The organism is Vibrio sp. QJM3NY_26, from assembly GCF_057786005.1.
The window spans coordinates 611,433-638,296 of sequence record NZ_CM173516.1; the positions used below are offsets into that span (position 1 = coordinate 611,433).

24 protein-coding genes are annotated in these 26,864 nt (G+C 44.1%); 13 read left to right on the plus strand and 11 right to left on the minus strand.

What is annotated here, in order from left to right; all coding sequences use genetic code 11:
• Positions 1–52 precede the first annotated feature (52 nt).
• The 5 genes from AC3CH4_RS18045 to AC3CH4_RS18065 form a co-directional block, all read right to left on the minus strand.
• Positions 53–688, minus strand: coding sequence for a bifunctional 4-hydroxy-2-oxoglutarate aldolase/2-dehydro-3-deoxy-phosphogluconate aldolase (locus tag AC3CH4_RS18045; protein ID WP_488544203.1), 636 nt, complete (start codon positions 686–688; stop codon positions 53–55).
• Between the two features lie 19 nt (positions 689–707).
• On the minus strand, positions 708–1,676 hold the full coding sequence (locus AC3CH4_RS18050; protein WP_428782893.1) for a sugar kinase: 969 nt from the start codon (positions 1,674–1,676) through the stop codon (positions 708–710).
• A 130-nt stretch (positions 1,677–1,806) separates the two neighbouring features.
• Entirely contained in the window at positions 1,807–3,321 is a 1,515-nt protein-coding gene (locus AC3CH4_RS18055; RefSeq protein WP_004732495.1) for a sodium:solute symporter family protein, read from the minus strand.
• Positions 3,322–3,526: 205 nt separating this feature from the next.
• Positions 3,527–3,919, minus strand: coding sequence for a RidA family protein (locus AC3CH4_RS18060; RefSeq protein WP_004732497.1), 393 nt, complete (start codon positions 3,917–3,919; stop codon positions 3,527–3,529).
• 139 nt (positions 3,920–4,058) lie between these two features.
• Positions 4,059–5,492, minus strand: coding sequence for an N-acyl-D-amino-acid deacylase family protein (locus AC3CH4_RS18065; RefSeq protein ID WP_488544204.1), 1,434 nt, complete (start codon positions 5,490–5,492; stop codon positions 4,059–4,061).
• Positions 5,493–5,668: 176 nt separating this feature from the next.
• Here AC3CH4_RS18065 and AC3CH4_RS18070 point away from each other — a divergent pair, with 176 nt between their 5' ends.
• Positions 5,669–6,943 (plus strand): amino acid deaminase, encoded by a 1,275-nt coding sequence (locus AC3CH4_RS18070; protein ID WP_488544205.1) that lies wholly within the window; start codon positions 5,669–5,671, stop codon positions 6,941–6,943.
• Positions 6,944–7,089: 146 nt separating this feature from the next.
• Positions 7,090–7,953, plus strand: a complete 864-nt coding sequence (locus AC3CH4_RS18075; RefSeq protein WP_004732501.1) for a MurR/RpiR family transcriptional regulator — start codon at positions 7,090–7,092, stop codon at positions 7,951–7,953.
• On the opposite strand, the gene AC3CH4_RS18080 is transcribed toward AC3CH4_RS18075, so the two are convergent.
• On the minus strand, positions 7,950–8,489 hold the full coding sequence (locus AC3CH4_RS18080) for a hydrolase (RefSeq protein ID WP_488544206.1): 540 nt from the start codon (positions 8,487–8,489) through the stop codon (positions 7,950–7,952). The genes AC3CH4_RS18075 and AC3CH4_RS18080 overlap by 4 nt on opposite strands.
• A 365-nt stretch (positions 8,490–8,854) precedes the next feature.
• Between AC3CH4_RS18080 and AC3CH4_RS18085 the strand changes: the two genes are divergently transcribed.
• From AC3CH4_RS18085 to AC3CH4_RS18120, 8 genes are all read left to right on the plus strand, one after another.
• Positions 8,855–9,430, plus strand: a complete 576-nt coding sequence (locus AC3CH4_RS18085; RefSeq protein ID WP_488544207.1) for a porin family protein — start codon at positions 8,855–8,857, stop codon at positions 9,428–9,430.
• Positions 9,431–9,680: 250 nt separating this feature from the next.
• Entirely contained in the window at positions 9,681–10,250 is a 570-nt protein-coding gene (locus tag AC3CH4_RS18090) for a porin family protein (protein ID WP_054546018.1), read from the plus strand.
• A 233-nt stretch (positions 10,251–10,483) separates the two neighbouring features.
• A complete protein-coding gene (locus AC3CH4_RS18095) occupies positions 10,484–12,106 on the plus strand; it encodes a phosphoethanolamine transferase (protein ID WP_171311152.1) in 1,623 nt (540 codons plus the stop codon).
• Between the two features lie 329 nt (positions 12,107–12,435).
• Positions 12,436–13,371, plus strand: coding sequence for a CorA family divalent cation transporter (locus AC3CH4_RS18100; RefSeq protein WP_054546020.1), 936 nt, complete (start codon positions 12,436–12,438; stop codon positions 13,369–13,371).
• Positions 13,371–13,946, plus strand: a complete 576-nt coding sequence (locus tag AC3CH4_RS18105) for a mechanosensitive ion channel family protein (RefSeq protein ID WP_237289958.1) — start codon at positions 13,371–13,373, stop codon at positions 13,944–13,946. The genes AC3CH4_RS18100 and AC3CH4_RS18105 overlap by 1 nt, the downstream gene beginning before the upstream one ends.
• A gap of 266 nt (positions 13,947–14,212) precedes the next feature.
• The gene (locus AC3CH4_RS18110) at positions 14,213–15,058 is read left to right on the plus strand and encodes a GNAT family N-acetyltransferase (RefSeq protein ID WP_488544208.1); all 846 of its coding nucleotides are present in this window, start codon (positions 14,213–14,215) and stop codon (positions 15,056–15,058) included.
• 121 nt (positions 15,059–15,179) lie between these two features.
• A complete protein-coding gene (locus tag AC3CH4_RS18115; RefSeq protein ID WP_488544209.1) occupies positions 15,180–16,019 on the plus strand; it encodes a helix-turn-helix domain-containing protein in 840 nt (279 codons plus the stop codon).
• A gap of 208 nt (positions 16,020–16,227) precedes the next feature.
• Positions 16,228–16,860 (plus strand): esterase/lipase family protein, encoded by a 633-nt coding sequence (locus AC3CH4_RS18120; RefSeq protein WP_488544210.1) that lies wholly within the window; start codon positions 16,228–16,230, stop codon positions 16,858–16,860.
• 190 nt (positions 16,861–17,050) lie between these two features.
• On the opposite strand, the gene AC3CH4_RS18125 is transcribed toward AC3CH4_RS18120, so the two are convergent.
• Positions 17,051–18,025 carry an arginine deiminase-related protein gene (locus AC3CH4_RS18125; RefSeq protein WP_004732521.1) on the minus strand — a complete coding sequence of 325 codons (975 nt, stop codon included), beginning with the start codon at positions 18,023–18,025 and terminating at the stop codon, positions 17,051–17,053.
• Between the two features lie 533 nt (positions 18,026–18,558).
• Between AC3CH4_RS18125 and AC3CH4_RS18130 the strand changes: the two genes are divergently transcribed.
• Together AC3CH4_RS18130 and AC3CH4_RS18135 are read left to right on the plus strand one after the other, a co-directional pair.
• Entirely contained in the window at positions 18,559–20,409 is a 1,851-nt protein-coding gene (locus tag AC3CH4_RS18130) for an ABC transporter ATP-binding protein (RefSeq protein ID WP_146455207.1), read from the plus strand.
• Between the two features lie 297 nt (positions 20,410–20,706).
• Entirely contained in the window at positions 20,707–21,411 is a 705-nt protein-coding gene (locus AC3CH4_RS18135) for a DUF445 domain-containing protein (protein ID WP_017078426.1), read from the plus strand.
• 147 nt (positions 21,412–21,558) lie between these two features.
• Here AC3CH4_RS18135 and AC3CH4_RS18140 read toward each other — a convergent pair whose 3' ends face one another.
• Complete coding sequence (locus AC3CH4_RS18140; RefSeq protein ID WP_004732526.1) at positions 21,559–22,047, minus strand: Lrp/AsnC family transcriptional regulator; 489 nt, start codon at positions 22,045–22,047, stop codon at positions 21,559–21,561.
• A gap of 279 nt (positions 22,048–22,326) precedes the next feature.
• Here AC3CH4_RS18140 and AC3CH4_RS18145 point away from each other — a divergent pair, with 279 nt between their 5' ends.
• Positions 22,327–22,497, plus strand: coding sequence for a hypothetical protein (locus tag AC3CH4_RS18145; protein ID WP_162838715.1), 171 nt, complete (start codon positions 22,327–22,329; stop codon positions 22,495–22,497).
• Positions 22,498–23,113: 616 nt separating this feature from the next.
• Here AC3CH4_RS18145 and AC3CH4_RS18150 read toward each other — a convergent pair.
• From AC3CH4_RS18150 to putP, 3 genes are all read right to left on the minus strand, one after another.
• Positions 23,114–23,968, minus strand: a complete 855-nt coding sequence (locus AC3CH4_RS18150) for a nuclear transport factor 2 family protein (RefSeq protein ID WP_488544211.1) — start codon at positions 23,966–23,968, stop codon at positions 23,114–23,116.
• Positions 23,969–24,090: 122 nt separating this feature from the next.
• Entirely contained in the window at positions 24,091–24,981 is an 891-nt protein-coding gene (locus AC3CH4_RS18155) for a helix-turn-helix domain-containing protein (RefSeq protein WP_488544212.1), read from the minus strand.
• Between the two features lie 263 nt (positions 24,982–25,244).
• Positions 25,245–26,735: a sodium/proline symporter PutP gene (gene putP / locus AC3CH4_RS18160; RefSeq protein WP_029203037.1), complete on the minus strand. Its 1,491-nt coding sequence runs from the start codon at positions 26,733–26,735 to the stop codon at positions 25,245–25,247.
• Positions 26,736–26,864 lie beyond the last annotated feature (129 nt).

A 26,864-nucleotide genomic window follows, 5' to 3' on the forward strand; every position in this document is an offset into this window, starting at 1 on the left:
GCTGTTGCTCGTTATCGCTAATTCGAAAGCTTGTTATCGCTAGTTCAAAAGCTTATTGCTCGTTAACAAGAGCGACCGCTTCACGAACCAATGCGCCGATCTCACCCCATTGCTCGTTCTCGATCATCTTTGGAGAGACCATCCAAGTACCACCACAGCACACCACGCGATCGACGGCTAGGTAGTCATTGACGTTGTGTTTACCGATACCGCCCGTTGGCATCAAAGACACATCGACATATGGCGCTAGCAGAGATTTCACCATGTTGATGCCGCCAGACGCTTCTGCCGGGAAGAACTTCAAGAAGTTAAGGCCAAGCTCTAACGCTTGCTCTACTTGGCTTGGGTTGTTTACGCCCGGAACGATTGGCATACCGATTTCTTGGCAACGTTTTACGGTGTTTGGGTTCAGGCCCGGAGCTACGATGAATTCGCTGCCCGACTCTTTCGCAAGGTCGATCTGCGCTAGCGTTAATACTGTGCCAGCACCGATACACATCTCTGGGTACGCATCGCGCATCGCACGAATCGCGTCTGCTGCCGCTTCAGTACGGAATGTGACTTCAGCCACTGGCAGGCCGTTTTCTACCAACACTTTTGCCAGTGGAATCGCGTGTTCAACCTTGTTGATTTGGATAACAGGAATAACTTTGAATTGCTTAAGTTTGTTGATCATTTCTTGAGACATAATAATTCCGCTTTTTATTTTATTTTTTAATCAGTTGGCTCATAGCGCTCACGGGGATGATTGCGCCAGAGTATTGAATAACGATGGAAGCCAGTTGGTGGCCAAGTTCGGCTGCGTCGGTGGCGCTCTCGCCAGTAAGACGCGCAGCTAAATAACCCGCGGCGAATGAATCGCCCGCCGCGCAGGTGTCGACCACGTTAGAAACACGAGTCGCTGAGACATAACTCTCAACAATGTTGCCCTGTTCAACTTGAACAATCTTGCATGGTTCACAGCCACGTTTGATGACGATCTCTTGGCAACCCAAACGCAGGCAGCGTTGTTGAACGCTCTCTGAGTTACCCCAAACCAGCAGATCGTCGTCTTCAGTAATCAAGGCGATGTCCACCAGCGGCAGTAACTTGGCGTACCAATGTTGAGCTTGCTCGGTGCTCCAAAGTTGCGGGCGATAGTTGTTATCAAAAATCACCTTGCCGCCTTGGTTCGAGAACACGCTAATGGCTTTGAATAGATGCTCGCGAGAGGCATCATCCAAAATCGCGATACTGATACCGCTGATGTAAACCGCATCGACTTGCTTCTCTGTCAGGGCGATTTCAAGCTTATTCAGGTTGTCGGCTTGCTTGTTTAAGTTATCGATTTGAAAGTAAGATTTTACTGCCGCGTCGTTGCGCCAGTAGTGAAAGTGTCGCTCGCCTGTCTCGTCGGTTTCGACCATGTACAAGCCGGGTAGCTTGTTTGGGATGCGTTCAACGAAATTGGTTTGAATACCTTCGAGCTGCCAATTATCAATCATATTTTGAGACAGCTCATCGCTACCCAGACCCGTCGCGTAATGAACAGAGAGGTTTTGATGTTGGGTTAAACGAGAAAGGTAAAGTGCGGTATTGAGCGTGTCACCGCCAAATTTTTTGGTTAATGGAGAGCCGCTGATTTCGACCATGCACTCGCCAAAGAAAGCAATATTGAAGTTAGAAGATGCAGGCATAGCAGATCCTAAAATAGAGAGATAAATGGGGAATAAGGCCCTACCGAGAAGCAGAGCCTGAGCTAGCTAAATCACTCCACAACGTGTTGTACTAGCTTTGTTGTACTAACTTGCTGTGGAGCGTTTTAGATTAGCTTGTTTGATTTGCAGGACGTTGAGAAGACGCTTCTTCTTCAAGCACACCTGAGTCTGACAGTTCCATCTCCATCAGAGCACGCTCGTCATCAAGAATTGCTTTCGCCATTTCTGGTGTCACTTGGTTAGCCGGAGTACATAGGCTCACCAGCACACCAGCCGTTAGAGCCACTAGACAAGAAGGAATCACAGGGTTGCCCCAGAAAGCCGTGTAGTCTGCATTTAGCATTACGACAAATGAAGCCACAGATGCACCCGCTAGCGTAGCAAGAGCACCCTGCCAGTTGTAACGTTTCCAGAATCGACCCAACATACCGCACACAAACATGCCCGACATTACGGTTGAAATCATTTTCGTGATGTAGCCAATGATGTCGTTTGACGTTAGTGCGAACAACAGTGCAAAACCAATCACCACAATCAGTGCCAAGCGAGAATAGTTCACCATTGACTCTTTGTTTGGTACGCGGCCCGTGAACATCACGTAAACATCACGAAGTAGGATAGACACACCAGCTATCGCATCTGAGCTTGCGCTCGACATCGTTGCAGAAAGACCCGCGATAAGAACAATCATGCCAACGCCAACCGGAAGAACCGTTGCAGCAACATAAGGGAACGAGTAGTTCGCGTTATCCAATGTTGGGTCAATGGCATGTGCTGCCATACCGATGATTGCAGGGATGATTGAGAAGAAAAGGTACAACACACCCGATGCAACAAATGAGCGACGAACCGTTGATACATCTTTACCTGAGTAGATACGCTGACGGAATGAAGGCGTCGCCAGTACACCCACGCCGATAACCACAGCCAGAGACACAGCAGGCAGAAGACCCAGTTTATCGATTGCTAAAAAGCTTGTAGCAGCAGGGTCCATCGCAGCGTAAAGGTTATCCATGCCGCCGATGTAATCGACTGACATTACTGCCATCAAGATAAAGCCAGCAAAAAGAATGATCGCTTGAATGGTATCGGTCCATACAACCGCCGTGTAACCACCGATCACCACGTAAATAGTGAATGCCGCTGCAATAATGATTTTCGCTAGGTTGAGATCGATGTCAGCAATCCATGCTAGGTACATACCGCCACCTAGAATGTGGGCGCCCAACCAACCAATTGAAGCCACAAAGATCAGTACACCTACAACGTTTTTCACGATGCGGTTAGCGCCAACATAGTAAGCCAGTTCTTCACTCATGGTCATGAAGTTCAATTTACGAACCGGAGCAAACCAAAGAGCAAGTAATAGGATGCCTATCGCACCACCAATGCCGTATAGAGCACCTGCCCAGCCATTTGCGTAGCCGAAGCCAACCGCACCCATACTTGAACCCGTACCGACCATCGTCGCTACTGTTGTACCAAGTACTAAGAACATAGGTAGGCCACGGCCACCTAATAAGAAATCTTCGCCAGATTTTTGATTACGCGAGACAAACCAGCCTAACCAAATTAAAAATAATACGTACACGCCGAAGCCTGTAAGAAAAAGTGTGCTGTTCATTTGACACCTCTCAGTGAAATATTGAGTTCATTCTTGAACTTTATTTATGATTCATTCATTTTATATTTCATATAATTACTTTATTGATTTTATCTTTTTTAATTAAAGTAATTTTTATAAATGTAGGGTGAGAGTATTAAAGGATAATAACAGGGATGACTAACCCCTAATACTCTCTAAGTAGGTAATTGTGATTAGGTTATTACTATCCGCGATCGGCGCGGTAGCAAGTCACATCTACTTCAACCTTCACGTCTACAACTAAGTCGCAAACCATGCAGATACGAGCCGGTGGGTTAGCACCGAAGAACTCTTTGAATACCTTATTAAAAGATTGGAAGTAACGAGAATCCGTTAGCACAACCTTTACGTGCATTACGTCTTCTAGGCCGTAGCCCGCTTCAGTCATGATATCGACACAGTTTTGGATCGCTAGGCGAGACTGATCAACAATGCCACCCTCAACCACTTCACCATCTGTCATCGGTGTCTGGCCAGAAACGTATAGGAAACCACCTGCTTCAGTTGCACGTGCAAATGGTAAATGTTGTCCGCCTGTACCTGTACCGCCTTCAACACCGTAACGTTTAATAGTCATTTTTTAACTCCACTTATTTATAGATAATATTGGGTTTATAGATAGCATTGGCTTTATAGATAAAACAGTTTCTATTCCAATATATTTAAATTAATTCGCCGTTTTTATAACCACCTGAATTTAATAAATAATTTAAATTCTAGTTTCGGTAAATAAAAACGCCTGAACGATTATTCCTTACTTTTCCTTGCTGGTAAGTTAACTCACCATTTACAAATACACTTTCTATTCCTTCAGCAACTGAAATAGGATTTTCAAATGTTGCTGTGTCTTTAATATTCTTTGGATCAAATAAAACTAAATCGGCAAAGGCACCACAGCGAACTTCGCCTCGGCCCGCTAAGTTGTAACGCTGAGCCGACATTCCGGTCATCTTGTGAATCGCTTCTGGCAACGAGAACAGTTTTTCGTCTCGGCAATAGTGACCTAGCACTTTCGGGAAGGTGCCCCACAATCTTGGGTGTGGATGCGGGTCATTAGGTAAACCGTCTGAACCCACCATGGTCAATTTGTATTTCAATACGCGCTTTACGTCGTTTTCATCCATGCAGTGATAAACCGCGCCCGCTGGTTGAAGCGCTTTTGCTGCGTCCATCAGAGGTAGGTTCATTTCATCAGCAATCTGCTTCAGCGTTTTGCCTGCGTGTTCTGGTTTTTCTTCAGACCAAGTGATGAAGATATCGAAATCGTCGGTCACTTGTTTCAAATCTAATGTCGAAGAGCTCGCTGAGTATGGGTAGCAGTCGCAAGACACATCTTGGTGCTCAGAAACCTTGTCCATTAAGTCGAGTACTTCAACGGTTCGACCCCAGTTCCCCGCACCTGCACATTTAAGGTGGGAGATAACAACAGGCACTTTCGCGTATTGTCCCGTCTCAAACGCCTCTTCCATCGCGCTTAAGATCTCTTCAAATTCGGTACGCATATGCGTGGTATAGATGCCGCCATGGCCAGAAAGCACTTTCGCTAACTGCATCACTTCGTTGGCATTCGCTTGTTTCGCGCTTGCGTAAGCCAAACCCGAGCTCAAACCTAATGCGCCTTGCGCCATCGCCAAATCAAGGTTGGTTTGCATCGTCGCGATTTCATCTTCGCTTGCAGTACGTTGTAAGTCGTCCATCACTTGGTTGCGCAATGTGGTATGGCCAACTAACGCTGCGACGTTTACTGCCGGTTGAGCTTGCTCTACCGCTTGTGCATACGCGGCGAAAGTTGGGTATTTGAAATCAGCCTGAGCGCCTAAAAGATTCATTGGGTCAGGTGGATCGCCAGCCAAAACGGTTGGTGATGCGCTGATACCACAGTTACCAACAATCACGGTTGTGACACCTTGGCTAATCTTAGGCAGGCAGTCTGGGTAACGAATTACATTGGTATCGTCATGTGTGTGTACATCGATAAAACCAGGAGCCAATGCTAAGCCTGCTCCCTCAACCAACTGGCCACAATCTTCGTGATCGATTTGACCAATTTCGGCTATTTTTCCATCTCGGATTGCTACATCGGCACAAAACGATTGTTCGCCGGTGCCGTCAAACACCTCTACATTTTTGATTATCGTATCGAACAACATTTTTCACTCTCTCAATCCACTGTGTTGATGGAGCTATATTAGAAATTCAGCCGATTATTTTCAGTGACAAAACACACATAATATTTTAATTTGTGTGATAGTTTCTACCACAAAACAGATTGTGGATATATTTAAACATTAAATAACAACAACTTAAATCATGTTAGGAATCAGCAATGAAACATAACTCGGCACAAAAAGATGTTATAAAGTATCAAAATGATAGTTTTATCTTGACTGAAAAAGGCCAAAAAGGGAGAGCAATATCACAATCTGAGAACGGTATTTATCGATTGGTTGATGAAGATGTTTCACTTCCGGTTGCAGTTATCAAACAATCGGCATTGACCAATAACCTGAATTGGATGCAATCATTCGCTGATCACCATCAGGTTAAATTGTCGCCACATGGCAAAACCTCCATGACTCCTGCTTTTTTCCGCCAACAACTAGAAAACGGCGCTTGGGGTATTACAGTCGCGACGCCTGCTCAGGCCGAAATTGCGGCTATGGCGGGTGCAAAACGAATCATCATGGCCAACCAATTGGTAGGTAAAACCAACATGGCGATCATCGAACAACTTATTCGCGAGTTTGATGTCGATTTCTATTGTTGTGTGGATTCATCAGTAAACGTGCAGCAACTTAACCAATATTTCGCCAATACAAAGCAGATGCTAAAAGTACTGATCGAGTTTGGTGTACCGGGTGGTCGTTGTGGTTGTCGGTCACCGCAAGAAGTTCTAGAACTGGCTCAAACCATCCAAGACACACCAACCCTTTCGCTGGCAGGTATTGAAGTGTACGAGGGTGTAATTCACGGTGACAATGCAGAACAAGACATTCGTACCTTCTTAAATCAGGCGCTCACTTCGGTCGAAAGCCTTGCATCAGATGGCCTAATTGCAGGGCAACCTATCATCACTGGTGCAGGATCTGCTTGGTACGATGTAGTCGCAGAATGTTTGGCGAACCTAACCGATTATTTGGCGATCATCCGTCCGGGTTGTTATGCCATTCACGACACAGGCATTTACCTAGACGCACAAAGCAAGGTGTTGCAACGCGCCCAAGTAAACCAAGGCTACGCGTGCGAATTGGGTGGTGATTTAGAATCGGCACTTGAGGTATGGGCGTATGTAATCTCTCGTCCAGAGCCGACCAAATTAGTGGTTGGGCTAGGCAAGCGTGATGTGGCCTTTGATGCAGGCTTACCAATTGCTGAGCGTGGCTATCGCAATGGCGAAACTATCTCAGTGAAAGGCTTAACCTCTACTGCCGTGATGGATCAACATACCTTTGTTGAAACCGATGGCTCTTCTGAAATTGAAGTGGGCGACATGATTGCTTTCTCTACCTCGCATCCGTGTTTAACCTTCGACAAATGGCGCTACATTGCTATCAGCGATGACGAACATCAGGTGACCAAATGGGCGGAAACCTGTTTCTAGGTCGATTTTTCAATAAGCTAGAATCAGCGAAGCAATAAGATATACTAACGGGGCTAAGGCTTAGTTTTAAATGGATTAGTGCTAAATGGCTTGGTTCTTAAAAACTAAGCAATACGATTAGCCCCATCAACAAAGGATCAGGATTCTTGAGTTTAGAAGTAGATATCATTTCACAGATAACAGAGCGTTTTCCTGTTCTTCGTGATGCAGAAAAGAAAGTCGCCAAGTTGATCATGGACGACATTGATTTTGCTGCCAATGCCAGCATTACAGAACTTGCTGAAGGTGCTCAAGTAAGTGAAGCCACCATCACACGTTTTGCTAAAGCGATCGGCTGTAACAACGTACGTGATATGAAGATTAAGTTGGCTCAGACGCTAACCGTTGGCCAGCGCTTTATCCTCGAACCTGTTGACCAAACGGGTTATCAAGGTATCTACGAATCGATCAAGCAGAGCCTAGACATCAACCGCACTTTGTTCAAAGAGCAAGACGTTGAAACCGCAGTCAGCTGGCTGCATAACGCCAGACAGATCATTGCTATCGGCATGGGTGGCGGTTCAACCATTGCTTCTCAAGAGCTGCAACATAGACTGTTTCGTTTAGGCTACCCTGTGGTGTCGTACAACGACGGCTTGATGTCACGTATGGTTGCCGCCACGGCAGATGCCAATGACGTGATGGTGATGATTTCAGCGACAGGCTTTACGCCCGTGATCACTGAAACCGCAGAGCTAGCTAAGCAGTATGGACTTAAGATCATCGCGATTACGCCACAAGATACACCGCTAGCAAAAATTGCCGATATCTTGTTACCCATCAAGCATATGGAAACCGACTTCATCTACAAACCATCGGCTTCTCGCTACGCTATGTTGGCATTAGTGGATGTGCTTTCTATGGGAATCGCAGTCAATCACAAGAACCGTTCGCGCGACAAACTGCGCCGCTTGAAAGTTGCGCTCGATTCTTACCGAGGCGGTGGCGATAGACAGCCTCTCGGTGATTAACGAATCAAGGACAGAATGGGCTTAAAATCTGGGGCGCGACAATCTTTCACTAGCTCGTATAAGCTCATTTCCAATCCTGTAATTTGGACACCAGCATCTCGTAACCGGCTAATAGCCAGATTCTTGTTAAGCAGCATTCGCGAGCTAACGCAGTCACCAACCACCTGAACCTTGTACCCAAGTTCCAACAACCCCATTGCGGTTTGATAAACACAAATATGAGCCTCAATACCACACACTAACCAAGTCTCTACATCCTTGGCTTGAACCGCCTCAACAAACTTGGGCTCATCACACGCGTTGAAAGTGAATTTAGGTATCGGCTTTGCATCATTCAACAAGTCATTAAGTTCGTCGACTGTAGCACCTAGCTTCTCTGGATTCTGTTCCAAACGAATAATTGGCAGACCCAAAACCTGCGCTCCTTGAGCTAACTTTCCGCAATTAGCAATCAGCGTATCGCTCTCATCAACAAGGCGTGCGAGCTTGCCTTGTACGTCCACAACCACCAAACCTGTGTTTGCTCGGTTTAACATCCAACTCTCCTTGTCATGATTAGAATCAGCGTACTGCTTTGCTTTCAACAAACACCGCAAATAAATACTACAATAGAACAAATATAATGTTTGTTATGTTTTATTTTTCAATTAGTTAGATAAATCAGACCTCACTTCAACTTTAAAAAACATCGTTTTATTTAGCAAATTTAACCATTTGTCAATATATGAATTTTATTTATAAACAATATAACCAACAAATATTTCGTTAGCTCTTGATAAATCAAGGGCCGCAGGTAATCACGTTATCAATGAAAAAATAGGTTTCATTTGTGAGGGTTTTATAAATCAAAAATCAGCGATACCGTGATTTGCATCACAAGATGAATTAACAAGGTATCATCATGAAAAAATCAGCATTAGCACTCGGATTAATCGGTTTAGTTTCACTTCCAACTTTTGCAGCAGGCACAGATGGCGGTGCGTATGTAGGTGGCGGACTGAGCGTCTATCAAGGTTCGGATACAGATGGCGCGCCAAGCTTAGATTCTAGCGGCATGGGCTATAACCTATACGGCGGTTACCAATTCAACCGTATCGTTGGCGTGGAACTTGGCTATAACGATTATGCAGACTACAAAAACAGCACAGACAAACTTTCACCAACGTCTATTTCTGTATCAGCAAACCTCGGTTATACGTTCGATAACACTATTCGCCCATTTGTGTTAGCAGGTTTAAGCTCTGTCGACCTCAATGCGAATAGCGCTGCAGGATACGATGATGATAGTGGTACAGGCTTCCACTTTGGCGTTGGTGTTGAATACACGCCGGTTGAACACCTAACACTTCGCCTGATTTCTCAAGCGGATGCGGTAAGTGTAGAAGACTCTTATAAATTTAATGGATCTACGTTCTCAACCGACGACCATACACTAGCATTCAACAGTGTTAGCTTCGGTGGTTCATACGACTTCTAATGTAATTGAACCACATAGAATAAACTGAATATACTCATTCACTTTGCTGTACCACCTTGTCTTAAAGGTAACTCAGTAAAGTGAATTTTTTTTATCTATGTAACGATTCAACTTACAAAGCCATACAGTAATGAGCAAAAAACTCAGGGATAATTGTCAACAACGGTCGAGAGGCCAAAAACCAACAACTAATAAAAATCGACAGTGACCGACAATCACATTTGAAGACATGACAGAGTGAGTAACAAAGATGAACAAGATAACGAAATCAGCATTAGCACTGGGTTTAATCAGCGCAGTTTCTCTTCCAGCTTTAGCAGCGGGTACTGACGGCGGTGCTTACATTGGTGGTGGTCTTAGTATCTACCAAGATTCTGATACAGATGGTCAAGGTAGTTTAGATTCAGATGGCATGGGCTACAACCTATATGGCGGCTACCAATTCAACCGCATCATTGGTGTTGAGCTTGGCTACAATGATTACGCAGACTACAAAAAAGGGACTGCAAAACTGTCGCCGACATCTATCTCTGCATCTGCAAACATCGGTTACACATTCGACAACACAATCCGCCCATTCGTATTGGCTGGTTTAAGCTCTGTTGACCTAAACGCAAACAAGAGCGCGGGTTACGATGACGATAGCGGTACTGGTTTCCACTTTGGTGTGGGTGTTGAATACACGCCAATCGAACATCTAACATTGCGCCTAATTTCTCAAGCAGACGCAGTGAGTGTTGAGAACGACTACGGCTTTAAGAAAGAAGACAAAACGCTTGCCTTCAACAGTATTAGCTTCGGTGGTTCATACAACTTCTAATGTGATTGAACCACATAGAATAAGCTGAACATACTAATTCACTTTGCTGTTCCACCTTGTCATGAAGGTCACTCAGTAAAGTGAATTTTTTGTTTCTACACGCCCTACCGCGTCATTTCACTTTAACCAGTTTATCGCTCGTCACGCCTAATTGAGATTTATGCGTTGATATTAGAGCTTTCTTGGTAGCGAGACTAAAATAAAGGAATAAGAGACGCAGGAACTCAATTACGATGAATCTACCACGCTTAAATATGTCGATAAACAAACTCCCTTTCGTGTTGGCTGTGTATTACCTACTTGTCATTAACTTACCTATCTCACGCGAACTGTTCAATATTCTTAGTGCCTCACAAGCCGAAAGCATTGGGTTTATCATCTCGATCCCATTTTTCTTTCTCGCCGCATTCAACTTTATCTTTCAAGTATTCAACTGGCCTATATTCGCCAAAGCTTTTTTTATCTTGTTACTACTTACTTCTTCTTTAGTCAGCTACAGCATGTTCAACTACGGCATTTTTGTAGACTATGGAATGATAGAAAACGTCTTCGAAACCAACAGCGGAGAAGCCGCTAGCTACCTAAGCAGCTATTCTATTTTATGGTTTGTCTTGATGGGTGGAGTCCCGTCACTGCTTCTTTTGTTTACAAACCTTGAAAGAGAATCTTGGAAAGATTTTGCGATTTGGAAGTCGATAGGGCTGCTGTCTTCTTTGATCCTCATTGCCATCATTGCAGGGTTGTTTTACAAAGATTACGCATCGATTGGTCGTAATAACTCTCATCTTAAAAAGATGATCATTCCGACCGAATACGTCGCTTCAACCGCAAAATACATCAACAATACTTACATCAAAGAACCGATTCCTTACCAAGAAATCGGCTTAGATGCGCAGCTAAAACCAGAAGCTAAACAAGCTGAAAAACCAACCTTATTGGTGTTTGTTCTTGGTGAAACAGCACGTGTATATAACTACCAATATTATGGCTATGAGAAAGAAACCAATGCTCATACCAAACCCTATAACCCGATCTTTTTCTCTGATGTCCAGTCATGCGGAACAGCCACTGCGGTTTCTGTGCCATGTATGTTTTCTAACATGAACCGAAGCAACTACGATCGCGACAAAGCCTACAACCAAGATAACGTGGTCGACATTATGAATCGCGCGGGCATTCATTCTATCTGGCGAGAGCACGATGGTGGAGACAAGGCAGTCGCACATCGAATCAAAGAGATGACACTGGTTGCCAAAGACAGCGACCCTTTGTGTAATAAAGAAGTGTGCTATGACACAGCCATGCTAGAGAACTTCGAACAAGATACTCAAGATCTTAAACAAGATAGCATCATTTTCTATCATATCTCCGGATCTCACGGCCCAACTTACTTTGAGCGATACCCAGAAGATCATAAGAAGTTTGTGCCAGACTGCCCACGTTCTGATATCGAAAACTGCACCAAAGAGCAAGTGGTCAACACCTACGACAACACCATCTTGTACACAGATTTCTTTCTATCACAGGCTATTCAGAAGCTAGAGAAACTCACCGATAAGTACAATGTCGCGCTGATGTACATTTCCGATCACGGAGAATCATTGGGAGAAAATGGCATCTACTTACACGGCATGCCTTATTCATTGGCACCGAAAGAGCAAACCCATGTGCCTATGATCATGTGGATGTCTGATGGTTTCGCCGAGCAGAAAGGGATAAACCAAACCTGCTTAAGAAAGGCAGGCAAAGAACAGAGCTTCTCCCAAGACAACCTGTTCGACTCTTTACTCGGCCTAATGGATGTACAAACCAAAGAATACCGAGAGAACCAAGATATTTTTGCTTCGTGTCGGTAGTGTTTTTGCTTATGTAAATCATCGGAAAACTCGAGTTGCCTGAGCAAGCTCTCCTCAACTTCCCCGAAAAAGAAAAGACCTCGGTCTTTTCTTTTTTTTTCGTCGCTAACATGGATCCAGAGTGTTAATTTATAACGACGAAACAATGAGCTACATTTAATAGAGACAATAATGGAACAGTCCGTCGTGCTCCAAAGACCAACCTGTCTTATTAGACTTTATCTCACTCACATCGCTCATTGAACTTGCCACGATTAAGCTCAGTTCAATACGGCACCTGAATGGCGCCGCAATATTAATGTTTACGTCATATAATTAAGGACAAATGAATGGACGCTTTCATAATTTCAAGCTGGCAATTTTCTGAGGGTGTGGCACATGAACACACCACCAGCCCAGCCTCATTCGAGCAATCAACTTGGTATCACTGCCAAAGAGATGCTGACGGTTTGAGAGAATGGCTCCACAGTAATACGGTTCCAAATGCCATAATCGATTCATTACTCACCGATGACACCCGCCCTCGATTTGAACAATTTGGCCACGACTGTTTTTTGATGATTCTGCGAGGCATTAATCTAAACGAAGGTGCTAACCCTGACGACATGCTTAGCCTACGCATCTTATGGTACAAAGGCACTTTAATATCGACACGCAAAGTTCCTTCAAAAGCGGTCAGTAATCTGATATCCGATCTCAAACAAAACCAAGGCCCGACATCATTACCTGATGTATTACTGGGCATGATACGTGGAATCAACCACAGCATTTCAACCTTCCTAGTACCCGTCGAACTCTTGATTGACGAGTTAGAATCTACATCCAATATCGACATAAGATCGATTAACGCTCTGCATTCAAGGCTACTTAGACTAAGGCGCTATTTGAAGCCTCAGAAATACGTTTTTGAGGACTTAATGAGTGACCTGCCTGCACCATTGAGTAAGCACAACAGTCATATAAAGAACAGCCTTGATACCATCCTGAGAATTAATGAGTCTGTTGAGTTTTACATCGAACAAATTAATGTATTTTTAGCGAGCCTAAGTCAGCAACAAGCTGAAAAAATGAATAGAAATACGTACCTATTTTCTATCATTGCGGGTATTTTCCTCCCTGCTGGGTTTTTCACCGGTTTGCTGGGTGTCAATATTGCAGGAATACCCGGAACAGATAACCCAATAGCATTCCCACTATTTTGCATTGGGCTGCTCGTGGTCATAGCGGCAGAGGTCATTATTTTGAAAAAATTGAGGTTTATTTAATGGTTGAGTTTTTGCAATCCAATATGTGGCTTAAACAAGTGGGTTTAGGTTTACTTCTTATCACTGTGTATTGGGTGATAAAACGCTTGGGGAAAAACTGGATAGAAACATTAGCGGAAAATAAGCGCGTCGAATTGAAGCGAAAGCAGTTCGTGATTAAGTGTTTCAATATCGTTCTGTTTCTACTCTTCATCGCTGTGTTTACGATTGTTCTTAACTTGGGTTTTGGTGATATTTCGCTGTTCTTGTCATCCATATTTGCGGTGCTGGGTGTCGCTTTATTCGCGCAATGGTCGATTCTAAGTAACCTCACAGCCAGCGTACTAATATTTTTCGTCTTCCCTTATCGCATTGGCGACAGAGTAAGAGTCGCGGAGAAAGACGAAGACATCAGCGGTGTGATCATCGATATCACCATGTTCCACGTTATTCTTCGACACAGTTCGGGCAACATTATCACCTACCCCAACAACCTGATTCTACAAAAGGGCGTGATAAAGGTCTTAGTTGAACCTGAGTTAAACAGTGAAACTGTCGATACAAAACTCATCAAAGCTGAAGACTCGGGAAAGTAATGCGCCCGATTCAACGTCCCAATCAATAAGTTCAGCAAAGGGCAAAATATCTTGCCCTCTTTCAATTAACATCAGCTCTTCTGTTAACACCCACACACCTTTCAAAGCTGTCGTTTTTATTCAATACCGACCTCAAGCAGTCGCCTACAATTGCTGTCATTGATACGTGGCTCAGATACGTCAATTATCTCATCGTCAATTGACGTATCTGAGAACAAGATGACGACCACGCACTCTATCGAATCAAGACAGCAGGAATTCAAGCGATGTTAGACATCAAAAAAATCTCAGCACTGAGTGACTTAAGCGAACTTAAAACGGCTTACTTTACTGAGTCAACAGCGCCACTCGATGGCATGTGGCACTTTGGCTTTGTGCCAATGTCTGACCATTTTGGTTTTTACGAAAACGGTAATCTTGTCGGTTATTGCGTATTGAATGGCGAAGGCTACTTACTTCAGTTCTACCTAACGCCAACAGCCAGCACTCATATTGAAGACTTGTTCACCTTAATCGTAGAGAACAACAGCTCTGTGATTGGTAAGGTGAAAGGCGCATTCGTGAGCACCGCTGAACCACAATATTTATCACTGTGTGTCGACAACACAGTGTCATTTAAAGTGAATGCGATGATGTACCGCCAAAACTCTCAAGCCAGATCTGATTGTGATTCAGACCGCATTGAAGAGATAGAGATGAGCCTCTCGACAGAAGAACAACTGGAGCAGCTCGTTGAGTTTGCTTCATCAGCGATTGGCGCGCCAAAAGAGTGGCTCACCGGTTACTACGGTAATTTGATTGCCCGCCAAGAGCTATGGGGCTACTGGGAAAGTGACGACATTCTCGCTACTGGAGAGTGCCGTAAGTTCGATGAGCATCAAACACAGTTTGCCGACCTAGGTATGATTGTCGCACAAGAAGAACGCGGTAAAGGCTTAGCAACGCGTGTTATTCACTTTCTAAAGCAACACGCTAATAGCCAAGGGGTAGAAGCTATGTGCTCTACGGAAAGCAGTAATATTGGCGCACAAAAGGCCATCAAACGCGCTGGGTTATCATCAAAGCATCGTATCTTGCAGTTTGATTTTAGCGAATTAAAGGAAACTGATTAGCCTTGATTCGGATTAACAAACATCAAGACTAAGTTCTAACAATTGATACTGATAAAAACTGTCACCTCCAACGATATCCACATATAGTTGGAGGTGACAATCATCTGAAATAGAAGGTCTAATGATCAATTGGTTACAGTCTCCAAAATCCCCTGTAGTTGCTCAGTTCATTGATTGCTACTGGCTGATTGAAAAGACGCCCGACGCTCAAACTCATCAATTTCCGATACTCAATCCCGATCCATCAGCGCACCTGATCTTATCGCCAAGCGAGCAGGTTTATCACTACACAATAGAGCAACAAGTCGACCAAGGCGTTGGCTGTCATCTACTGTTGCCACACCATAAAGCCATTGAACTGGATCACTCAAAGCCGTTTATTCATTTGGGCATCAAGTTCCATGTGGGCGCACTGTACTCTCTGGTTATCCCAGATTGCCCTCATCCTAGCCTAGACCGCGTTAACTCTATCGACCTTTCAGGTTTGCTTAGCAGCTCAAATGCCGATGCTATGTCATTGATTAAGCTTGCTCAAACCGATGTTGAAGCCTGTTGTCAGCAGTTAGATGATTTGCTGCTTCCTTGGTTATCGACAGCTAAAACGGATAGGCACAGCGAACTGACACGTAAGGTGTTGGGTGTGCTTGGTTCGACACCGATTGCAGAGCTTAGCGACAAGCTGTTTTGCTCGCAAAGAACATTGGAAAGAAGCTTCAACAAGGTAACAGGGCTGACATTAAAACAATGCCAATCGATGAACAAGCTCGAAGCGATGCTGGAATACTTGTATAAACGAAATTTGGATGACATTGATTGGATAGACGTCGCCTTTCAATTTGGGTTTAGCGACCAACCGCACCTGATTCGTTACCTAAAGAAAACCATCGGTCTAACACCCAATACTTACGCTAAACAAGGCGGCCTAACCATTGATGTGTATGGTGGAGTGAGATCGGACTAACCCACTCTTTGTCCATCAAGCACTCTTTGTCTATAACGCGCATTCTTTCTATAACGAACGTTCTATCTATATAGCAAACGCTCTATCTATAACAAACGTCCTGTCTATAATGCACACCTCTGTCTTTTGTGTCCCATTAGTAGCAAGTTTTATTGAGTTTAGATTTGCGACTAAATATACTGGGGACACCATCAGACGGAGGACAAAAATGAATAATAAAAACAAACATATAGTTTTAATTCATGGTCTATATATGCCTGCGTTGATCATGCAATATCTGGATAGAAACTTCAAAAAACGCGGCTTTACAACGCACAAGTTTGCCTACAACTCGCTGCGTTTCCCTTCTGCAGCCAAACGCCTCAATCGCTTCGTGAATGCTCGCTTTAATGAATACGATGAAGTCTACTTCTTTGGTCACTCACTGGGTGGCTTGCTGATTCGCCACTACTTTAAGTTCTACCAACCCGACTTTGCAGACACCTGCATTATTACCGCAGGTACTCCGCACAATGGGGCAACCATCGCCAAAACGCTTTCGAATCATGGTCTTGGGTTTATATTTGGTTCGAGCAAAATGATCTTAAGTGATGGCTTGGGTGACTACGATATTGATGTGCCGATTGGCGTGATTACAGGCACTTACGACGCCGGAGTTGGACGTATTGTACTGGGAAAAAATCCGGGGGATGGCACGGTAACACTCGAAGACGCAAACCTGAGAGGGGCAACGGATACTTACGCTCTCAAACTCAACCACACGGCGCTTGTCTACTCCAAGGAAGTCGTGGCACTGTCGGCTCAGTTTATCGAACACAGAGCTTTTAAGAACGCTTCATAGCTTTTATCTGTTAGCTTTTTTCCGCTCGCGCGCTAGCTCTTGTATCAAGCTCTGGTTTTGTTATTTCTGTTTTCTTACTTCTGGTAGACCGATACAAAGATAGATAAAAACAAAAATACCACTCTGCGATGAGAGTGGTATTCAAAGATTCAATGCTGGAAGTGAGTGCTTATTATACTTTCTATACTTGTTACAGACGATTCACTCGCGTTGGTAAAAATACCTCACCCAACATGCATCGCACCGAACCACCACCGATGTCTTCGATCGTTTTCACGTTAAACGGTAGTAACTTTCCGTGTGTCGAAAGCTGAGCTAACTGAGCTGGAGAAAATGCATCGTAAGCCGACTGAGACATCGCGATTACTTTATCGCCATTCACGGTTTCCAATTGCAGAATGTTGCCGCAGAATCGGTTCATCTGATCGATCGAGATCGAGATAACTTGCTTGTCTTTGGCAAGAGATTTCACCACAAAACGGCGTTCAAACTCAGGGATCACTTCATCACAGATCACGCAGAAGTTATCACCAATCGCCATCATCACATTGGTGTGATAAATCGGCTGACCCGACGGTAATGCCGTTTGGAACGAAACCACGCGAGAATAACCAATACGCTTCGCATAATCTTCTAATACTTCACGGTCGCAACGCTGAGAAAGCGCCGCATAGATCGTCTTATTGATGTGATCGATAACCATCACACCGGTGCTCTCTAGATAAGAACCTTGAGCAACGTACGACTCCATAGACTCACTGTGGTTAACAATGCGACCAGACGCTTCCAGCACTTCAATAAGAGCAGTAGGCTTAACTTCATGCTGACGGTTTTCACAGGCCATAGGGAAAGTGAATAAACTTCCATCACTACAAGTACTGAACCAGTTGTTTGGGAACACTGCGTCAGGGGTTTCGACACCCAATTCTGGGTAATCAAACTCTACAACTTGCACACCTTCTTTACGCAACGAAGCCACCATAGCCTTAAATTCAGCCATCGTTTCCAGCTTCACCTCAGCTTCAGTCAGATTGACTCTGTGCTGAAACTCGTTATCACGTGCTGTTTCTTCGTTAAATCGAAACTCTTTTGGCGGAACCATAACAACGCAATTGGCGTTTTGAACATTAGTAATATGAAGTGATTTTTTGTGTAGGTTTAACATTTCAACCGTCCCTATCTTTTATTTACCTCAGAATTGTAAACAACTTGTTACGACAAGATTCACTGAAAATAATAATGATTTGAATATTTATCCCAAACAATCACTGCAGATCTTAGATTAATCGGTAATTTTTACTGCGAGATAACAGCACATCAGAAAGAACCAACTGTATGCATATTCGTTAAGTCGCTTTATGGATAAATATTCCGATTTCATTTTCTCGCTCACCACGAGTTTTGGTTACAATTCAATCCATTTAACGTTAGGATTATCACCGTTGCATAACCATCAATTACGTTTGAAATAAGCTTAACTTTTCCTGTCTGATTCAATCTAAAATAAGCGTCATGAAAGACACTCTTTAGATCTTTCCTTCGTCGCTTAACTAAAAGTTAAAACAAAAAATCCATCGAATGACTTAATGCTTATAAGAACTCATTAACACCGATAAAATTTCAAACCGAATTTATAAAAACAAAGCTGCGCTTACGATGCACTAACTCATAGATGCAGCAGCTTATAAAGGGAAATCTATGTACAAGAAATTTGAAGGCTTTACCGAAGCCTTTCCAAAGGGGGAGCCGATACAACCTCCTACTGGGATACTGGCGTTCTGCCGCCATTACACTCGAGGTTTCGAAAAGCCGTTGATCTTGCTCGGGTTGATGAGCATGACCATCGCGATCATCGAAGTCGCGCTGTTCGGCTACATGGGACAACTGGTTGACTGGCTATCAACAAGCAACCCCGAAACCTTCCTTGCTGATAATAAATCAACACTGATGGGGCTCGGCGTTCTACTGTTGGTCGTGATGCCAATCTTGATCAGCGTCTACTCGCTATTGCTTCACCAAACTTTGCTGGGCAACTACCCAATGTCGATTCGTTGGTTAGCGCACCGCTACCTTTTGAAGCAAAGCTTGTCGTTTTATCAAGATGATTTTGCCGGACGTGTCGCCACCAAGGTGATGCAAACCTCGCTCGCAGTACGTGAAACCGTGACCAAAATGGTCGATGTGTTCGTCTATGTGACGGTCTACTTTACGGCAATGTTATTCATACTCGCAGAATCAGATTGGCGCTTGATGGCTCCGATGCTGGTTTGGTTGTTCATTTACGTCAGCATTCAGCTGCACTTCGTACCGAAACTCAAAGATGTGTCTTCTGAGCAAGCCGATGCTCGCTCGTTGATGACGGGTCGTATTGTGGATAGCTACACCAACATCGCAACGGTCAAACTATTCTCACACAGCAAAAGAGAAACAGAATACGCCGAAGAAGGCATGGAAGGTTTCTTAGATACTGTCCATCGCCAAATGCGCTTAGTGACCGGCTTCAACATCTGCGTCGAGTTCGCCAACTACTTGTTGGTGTTCAGTATTGCCGGCATATCTATCTACCTGTGGCTAGACAACGCGATCACCGTGGGCGCAATTGCCATCGCAGTCAGCTTGGCTTTACGTATTAACGGCATGTCGAAATGGATCATGTGGGAAATTGGTGGCTTGTTTGAAAACCTAGGCACCGTGATTGATGGTATTAAAACGCTATCTAAACCCATCGCTATTGAAGACAAAAAAGACGCGAAGCCTTTGGACGTTCCACAAGGCGGTATCCATTTCGATAACGTGAGCTTTAACTACGGCGAGAATAAGGGTGTGATTAACAACCTAAACCTCAACATCAAACCGGGAGAAAAAGTCGGCTTGGTTGGCCGTTCAGGTGCAGGTAAATCAACCTTAGTTAACTTGCTACTACGTTTCCACGATGTAGAAAATGGCCGCATCCTGATTGATGACCAAGTGATCTCAGATGTCACGCAAGACTCACTGCGCAGCAACATCGGCATGGTGACTCAAGACACCTCATTGCTTCATCGTTCAATCAAAGAGAACATCCTTTACGGTCGACCTGACGCGACAGATGAAGAGGTGTATGCCGCAACCAAACAAGCGCACGCGCACGAGTTCATTGAAACGCTCACCGACCCGTTTGGTAACATTGGTTACGATGCTCAAGTTGGTGAGAGAGGCGTTAAGCTTTCGGGTGGTCAGCGTCAACGTGTTGCTATCTCACGCGTACTTCTGAAGAATGCACCGCTGTTGGTTCTGGATGAAGCAACATCAGCACTTGATTCAGAAGTAGAAGCCGCAATTCAAGAGAGCTTGATTGAGCTCATGGAAGGCAAGACCGTGATTGCAATTGCACACCGTTTATCGACGATTGCAGCAATGGATCGCTTAATCGTACTCGATCAAGGCAATATCGTTGAAGAAGGCACTCACCAAGAGCTGATTACACAAAATGGCATCTATGCTCAATTGTGGAATCACCAGACCGGAGGCTTCATTGCCGATAATCTTGACCAAGCGTCGAGTGCTTGATTTATGTGCTACTTTAAAAGTGCGGTGTAATTCACACCAATTTGTTAACTAATGGTAAATTACACGTGGCAGAATGTTATGTCGTAATTATATAATGACATTAACACCAAAGACGCCTCGCTTGCGCGTTCTGGAATAAGGCTAGACTTCGGGGGGAGGCTAGCCTTTTTTATGCCTGTTATTCTTAGCCTCTTTCTCATCTATTTTCATCTTCCCCATAAACTTCATCGATCCTTTTGTTTTTTTCTTGGCGTTTTTTTCTTAAAATGCGCGCAGTATTCTTTCTAGAGATCAACCATGAACAAAAGTGTCTTAACTAACGTAATCGCGTTAGCACTGCTTGCTGGCGGCTATGCGACAGCAAACCAATACTTGCTTTATGCAGGCCTATTCGCCTTTTCTGGTGCCATCACCAACTGGCTTGCGATTCACATGTTGTTCGAAAAAGTACCCGGCTTATACGGTTCTGGCGTTATTCCAGCTCGTTTTGAAGAGTTCAAGGCGGCTATTAAACAACTGATGATGGAACAATTCTTTACCGAAGGTAATATCGACCGCTTCCTAAGCAGCGAGATGAGCGGTAAGTCGCTCAACCTAGAACCCGTGATTAAGAAGATCGACTTCAACCCTGCATTCGATTCACTGGTGCATGTTATCGAGAACTCACAGTTTGGTGGCATGTTGGCAATGGTTGGCGGCACAGAAGCACTGCAGCCGATGAAAGCGCCATTTGTAGAGAAGATGCAAGAGTCTGTGATTGAAATCAGCAAGAGTGATTCGGTAAAAAATGCCATCAAGGATGAACTTGAATCGCCTGCAATGATGGATGAAATCAAAGAGAACATTGAAGCGATCATCGATCAGCGCTTGAATGAACTGACACCAAAGCTGGTTAAAGAGATGGTTCAAGCCATGATCAAGAAACACCTTGGCTGGTTGGTCGTTTGGGGCGGAGTATTCGGTGGTGTGATTGGCTTAATTTCTGCGGCAATTACGCTATAAGCAGTTTATCTGTTCTCGCTTTATTTGCTCTAACTTTATTTGCTCTAACTTAATCTGATGCCCTCATCTGACGCTCAACAAAAAATGGAAGCTTATCGGCTTCCATTTTTTATATCTAAATAACCTTGGTAAGGCGAAAGCAGGCCACTATTTTAGGGTGGCCAACAACTCAGGGTTAACACCAAAGCCCTTCTTATGCTCTTCAATCACCACTTCGCTGCGAGTCTGAATCACGCCTGGCAGTGTACCCAGCTTGGTTGCCATAAACGCTTGGTATGCCTTCATGTCTTTCACTCGAACCTTGATCATGGTGTCAAAATCACCCGACAGCGAATAACACTCTTCCACTTCAGGCATCATTTCAACCGCTTGGGCGAATTTATCGAAAATCGAGAAGCTGGTCTGGTCGAGACGAATATGGATAAAGACCTGGACATCGAGTCCCAGCTTTTCTGAACAGAGTTCGGCATGGTAGCCCGTTATGTAGCCTTCTTTCTCCAATCGCTTCAATCTATCAGAACAAGGGGACGTCGTTAGGTTGACCTGCTTTGCCAACTCAACAACAGGCAAACGCCCTTTCATATGCAGAATTCTTAGTATCTCTTTATCGATACGATCGAGTTGATGCTGAGACATAACATTCCTTAAACATTCTAAATTCCGCTCAGTATATTCCATACCACGAACAATCGAAGAAAACCTCGCTCACACATTTAAAAAACTAAATACGCCATTAGTATTCACATCAAATATAAATCAATATGGAACGATAAGACCCCTTATAAATCAATCTTTGACTATTAACAAATTATTATAGAAATGACCCGAATAACAAATAAGTTGAGCCAGAAACGAAAGAAAGGATATAGGCCAAAGTGAATAATGGGATTATCAAAGAGAAAGGATAACTCTATTATGAAGACACAAGAACTCGCGTACAAACCATACGGTATTGGCTCATGGACACACGTAACAGTATCAAAAGATGTTGCTGAAGCACTCGCAAGTGAATACTCGAACTATGGATGGGAAGTGAAGATTGATGGCAACGCCATTGACGCCGAACTAGCACTCAAAGCCGCATAGAAACGCAAAAACCTCCTAAAACGGAGGTTTTTTGATCTAAGTTAGTGAGCGCTTACTGTAAGTTAAGCTAAACCAACTTGGGGTACAGTACTTCCTGTTTCGCAACGGCAGTTACACGTTCGACAGAAGTGCTGAGTTTCCATATCGTAGTACAGATTTCCACTAAATAGCTTTGACGTCCATTGCATCATACGGCCAGAGGTTGTCTCGGGCTCAGATTCACAACGTTTCATTATAGACTTATGTAGTGTTGTTTTTTTACATCCTTTGCAATAGAGATCAGGCATACCTTTGTCCTATAGGTCTTTAGTGGTTACTGACAATTGACACATCATGTCGAATTTGGTTTCACTATTCACCGAGCTAATTACAAAAGTGAGCGCCAAGTTCAAAAAATAGCCATTTTTCTCTTTCGTTTTTTGACATCAAACGCCATCAAGATCCTTCTTCTTCCATTTATCCTCCCTCGTTCATGCGGTTTCGATTTACATTGTAAAACCCCATAATGACAGTACTTCCCCCGTCTTAGTCATCAAATTGATCGATAAAAAAACGGCACTTCCTCTGCGAAAGTACCGCTTAAGCAAACCATGTTTGGTTGAATTTAGCCCACATTTTAAAAGCCAAATTTACCATTGTAATTTTTCCACTCTGAACGAACAGGAATGATTTCAATGGTATCCCAGTGCTCTACAATTTTTCCGTCATCAACACGGAATAGATCATAAAAAGCAACGTGATTATTCATGAACTGGCCTTCACTGATCGACAACACAAAGTTACCTTGGCCTAAAATCTTATGGTTGGCGGTATAAACCATTGGCATACCCACTTCTGCTAGCGCACCCAAAGCTTCACCCAAACCGCTTAGACCATCGGCTACTCCTGGGTTGTGCTGTAAGTAAGCACTGTCTTCATTATCGATATAGTTATTAATCTTCGCCATATCACCGCCGATCAGGATGTCTTTAACGAAACCACTGACCAACTGCTTATTTTTGTCCGTTTGATCGAGATCTACGACTTTAGTCGCGCCATCTAATTGAGTTCGTCCACTTGCGTTTGGCTTGGCAATTTCTTGCAGGTTGTCCCAATGCTCAACTATCTGTCCCTCTTCAAAGCGGAACACATCAAAACCGACTTTCGGGCCAAAGAAGTTGTATTCGGTATGAGTGACAACATAGTCGCCATCTTGAAATGAGCGCGTCACTTGCGCTTTCGCAGAGCCTTCAGGCAGCATTTGTAGCACTTCACCAAAGCCCGCTAAGCCATCGCCAACAGCTAGGTTATGTTGAATGTACTTTTCAGGGTTAATGTAGCTCACCGCTTTTGCGTCGCCCGTTTCAATGCTCGAAATAACCGCTACCGCTTTTTCTTGAATAGACAGCTCTTGGGCAGTCGCAGTGGTTACGAAAGTAGAAGCGCTAAATACGCTTGCCGCTAGTAATGTAGATTTAGTTATTGTTTTCATTTTTAAAGTCCTCTCGTTGGCTTGGAAACTATATTAATCAACGAGAGAGACTCACGGCAGAGTGGATTTAGGCAGAAAAATGGTAGATATCGAACCTTAGATGATTCGTATCGACCCATTCACTATTCAGAGAGGGAAGGCTTGGAATATTTCTTTTGAAACTCGCTCGGCGTCATTTGAGTATGATTTTTAAAGTACTTAACAAAATTACTGGCGTCTTCAAAACCAAAATCCGACGCCATTTTTTGAGACGTAATATTGGTTACCACCAGCTGACGCTTCATTTCTAAAACGGTAAAAGAATCGATGATTTGCTTGGCAGTTAACCCCGTTGCGACTTTGCACACTTGGTTCAACGTCTTGTAGGTGGTGTTAATTTGATTGGCGTACCAGTTTGCATCACGCACGCGCAGGTAGTTGTTTTGAAGAAGCTCAAAATAGCGGGCAAACTTAATGTTCTGCTGCAAGCTCAAGGCGTCTTGCTTCACTTCTGGTCGCAGGCGATGAAGAATCAGTGCTAGTGCTGAGAACAGGTACATCACAATCAAGGGATCGGATTCTGACTGTTTCAGTTCCGTCATAATTTGCTGTAACAGGCTCTGCGTTCGATCTTGATGGGATACGTCTAGTGACAACAGTGCAGAATGTGTCTTGTTCAAATGAGTAGGCGTGTAGTTCGGCAACTTCATGTTAGCGTGAACGCTGTCTAAGAACGCTTGAGTAAACAAAACCGCTGTGCCTTGTGGCTTATTACTAAAATCAAAGGCGTGCACCTGCTCTCTTTGAATGAACAACACGCTCCCTTGGCTAAAAGGGTAGTCCTCAAAGTCGACCATGTGCGTGCCAGAGCCTTGCTCGATAAACAAAATCAGGAAGAAACTGACACGATGGGGCAGTTGAGGATCGTGGTTAATATTGCTTTCTGAATAGAGCCGAGACAAGGGCACCAACTCCAGCTCAGCCTGCGCCGTTTTTTCATGGTTAAAGCCAATATTCGGGATTACTTGAGGCACGACCACCTTCCTATTCATTTACTCAACTGCTCTTAGCAAGAGTAATGTATCCCTGTGGGAACTGAAATGCTCCGAGCCTAGAAGTATGACTTAGCCAGCGTCACCAACAAGGTAAACATGCTCAATACACTCAACTTGCCAGACGCAACAAAGGTCGAAAGGTCAAAGCATTGGGGTATAGTCAAAAAAATAGAGCCACCGAAGTGACTCTATTATTTTTAGCTAATATTCGTTGCTAATTCACATCTGTTTTACAATGTAAATTAGTCTAGCTCAACTAGGTTCTTCTTAAATTCAGCGTGTTGCTTCTTAACTTCGTCTTCTGGTTCGCCAGTAATTAGGCTCACAATAACGATAGAAAGAGTCGATAGGATGATTCCCGGTACGATTTCGTAAACATCGAACCAACCGCCCGTGAACTGTTTCCAAAGAACAATCGTAACACCACCAACCACGATACCCGCTAGAGCGCCGTTACGGTTCATACGAGACCAGTACAGGCTCAACACGATAGCTGGACCAAACGCAGCACCAAAACCTGCCCATGCGTAAGATACAAGGCCAAGAACTGAACTGTCCGGCGTCATCGCTAGCACAAGAGCAATCAGAGAAATTAGGATAACCGCGAAACGGCCAACACGAACAATCTCTTCTGACGTTGCGTCTTTCTTCAGAATTTGCTTGTACAAGTCTTCTGCCATTGCAGATGAAGAAACAAGAAGTTGTGAATCAGCAGTACTCATGATTGCCGCTAGGATTGCAGCAAGTAGGATACCGGCGATTACTGGGTGGAACATTGCGTTAACAAGAAGCATGAAGATCTTCTCGCCATCGTCTAGTTTAGGCGCGCCAGAGTTAGTCACGTAAATTAGACCAACAAGACCAACTAGCATTGCACCAACCATAGACAATGCAGTCCAGATAACCGCAATGCGGCGTGCTGTCACAAGATCTTTGTTTGAACGAGTTGCTTTAAAACGAGCCAAGATGTGTGGTTGACCGAAGTAACCCAAGCCCCATGCCGCTAGCGAGATGATCGCAATAGCAGACAATGGCTCACCTTTCGCATCATTCCATAGCGTTAGAAGCTCTGGGTTGATGTTATGTAGGTCGCTAGATAGCTGACCAAGGCCACCGTTCATTGCCGCGATTGGTACAATCAATAGCGCAGCAGACATTAGCAAGCCTTGAACTAAGTCAGTCCAAGATACCGCAAGGAAACCACCAAACAGGGTGTACGAAACCACACATACCGTACCGATAATTACCGCAGTTGTGTAATCTAGGCCGAATACCGTTTCAAACAATTTACCACCTGCTACCAAGCCTGAACTTGTGTAAAAAAGGAAGAATAAAAGGATAAAGAAAGCAGAAATTGTTTGGATCAGCTTAGAATTATCATTGAAACGACGAGATAGGAACTCAGGCAGCGTCAGTGATTCAGTCGTAATGCTGTAAGTACGTAGACGTTTTGCACTGATTAACCAGTTTGCCCAAGTACCAACAAGTAGGCCACCAGCAAGCCAAAATGCTTCAAAGCCAGCAGCGTAAGCGTAACCAGGCAGGCCAAGTAGCAACCAACCACTCATGTCTGATGCACCAGCAGAAAGTGCAGCAGGCCATGGGCCTAACGAACGACCACCTAGGAAGTAGTCAGTTGAGTTAGATGTACGTTTGTAAGCAATAACACCGATCGCTAGCATCATAATTAGATACGCAATGAACGTCGTCGTTATTGCAAAACTGTTTTCTATCATTTGATAGTCCTCATTTTGTAGAAAGCCTTCCATGCCTAATTCAATGCAAGGCACTCACCGTAAAGGCAAGCAAGTGCATTGAGTTAGGTATTGAGGCTCCAAAGCACTCAGGGAGAAAACCAAAAA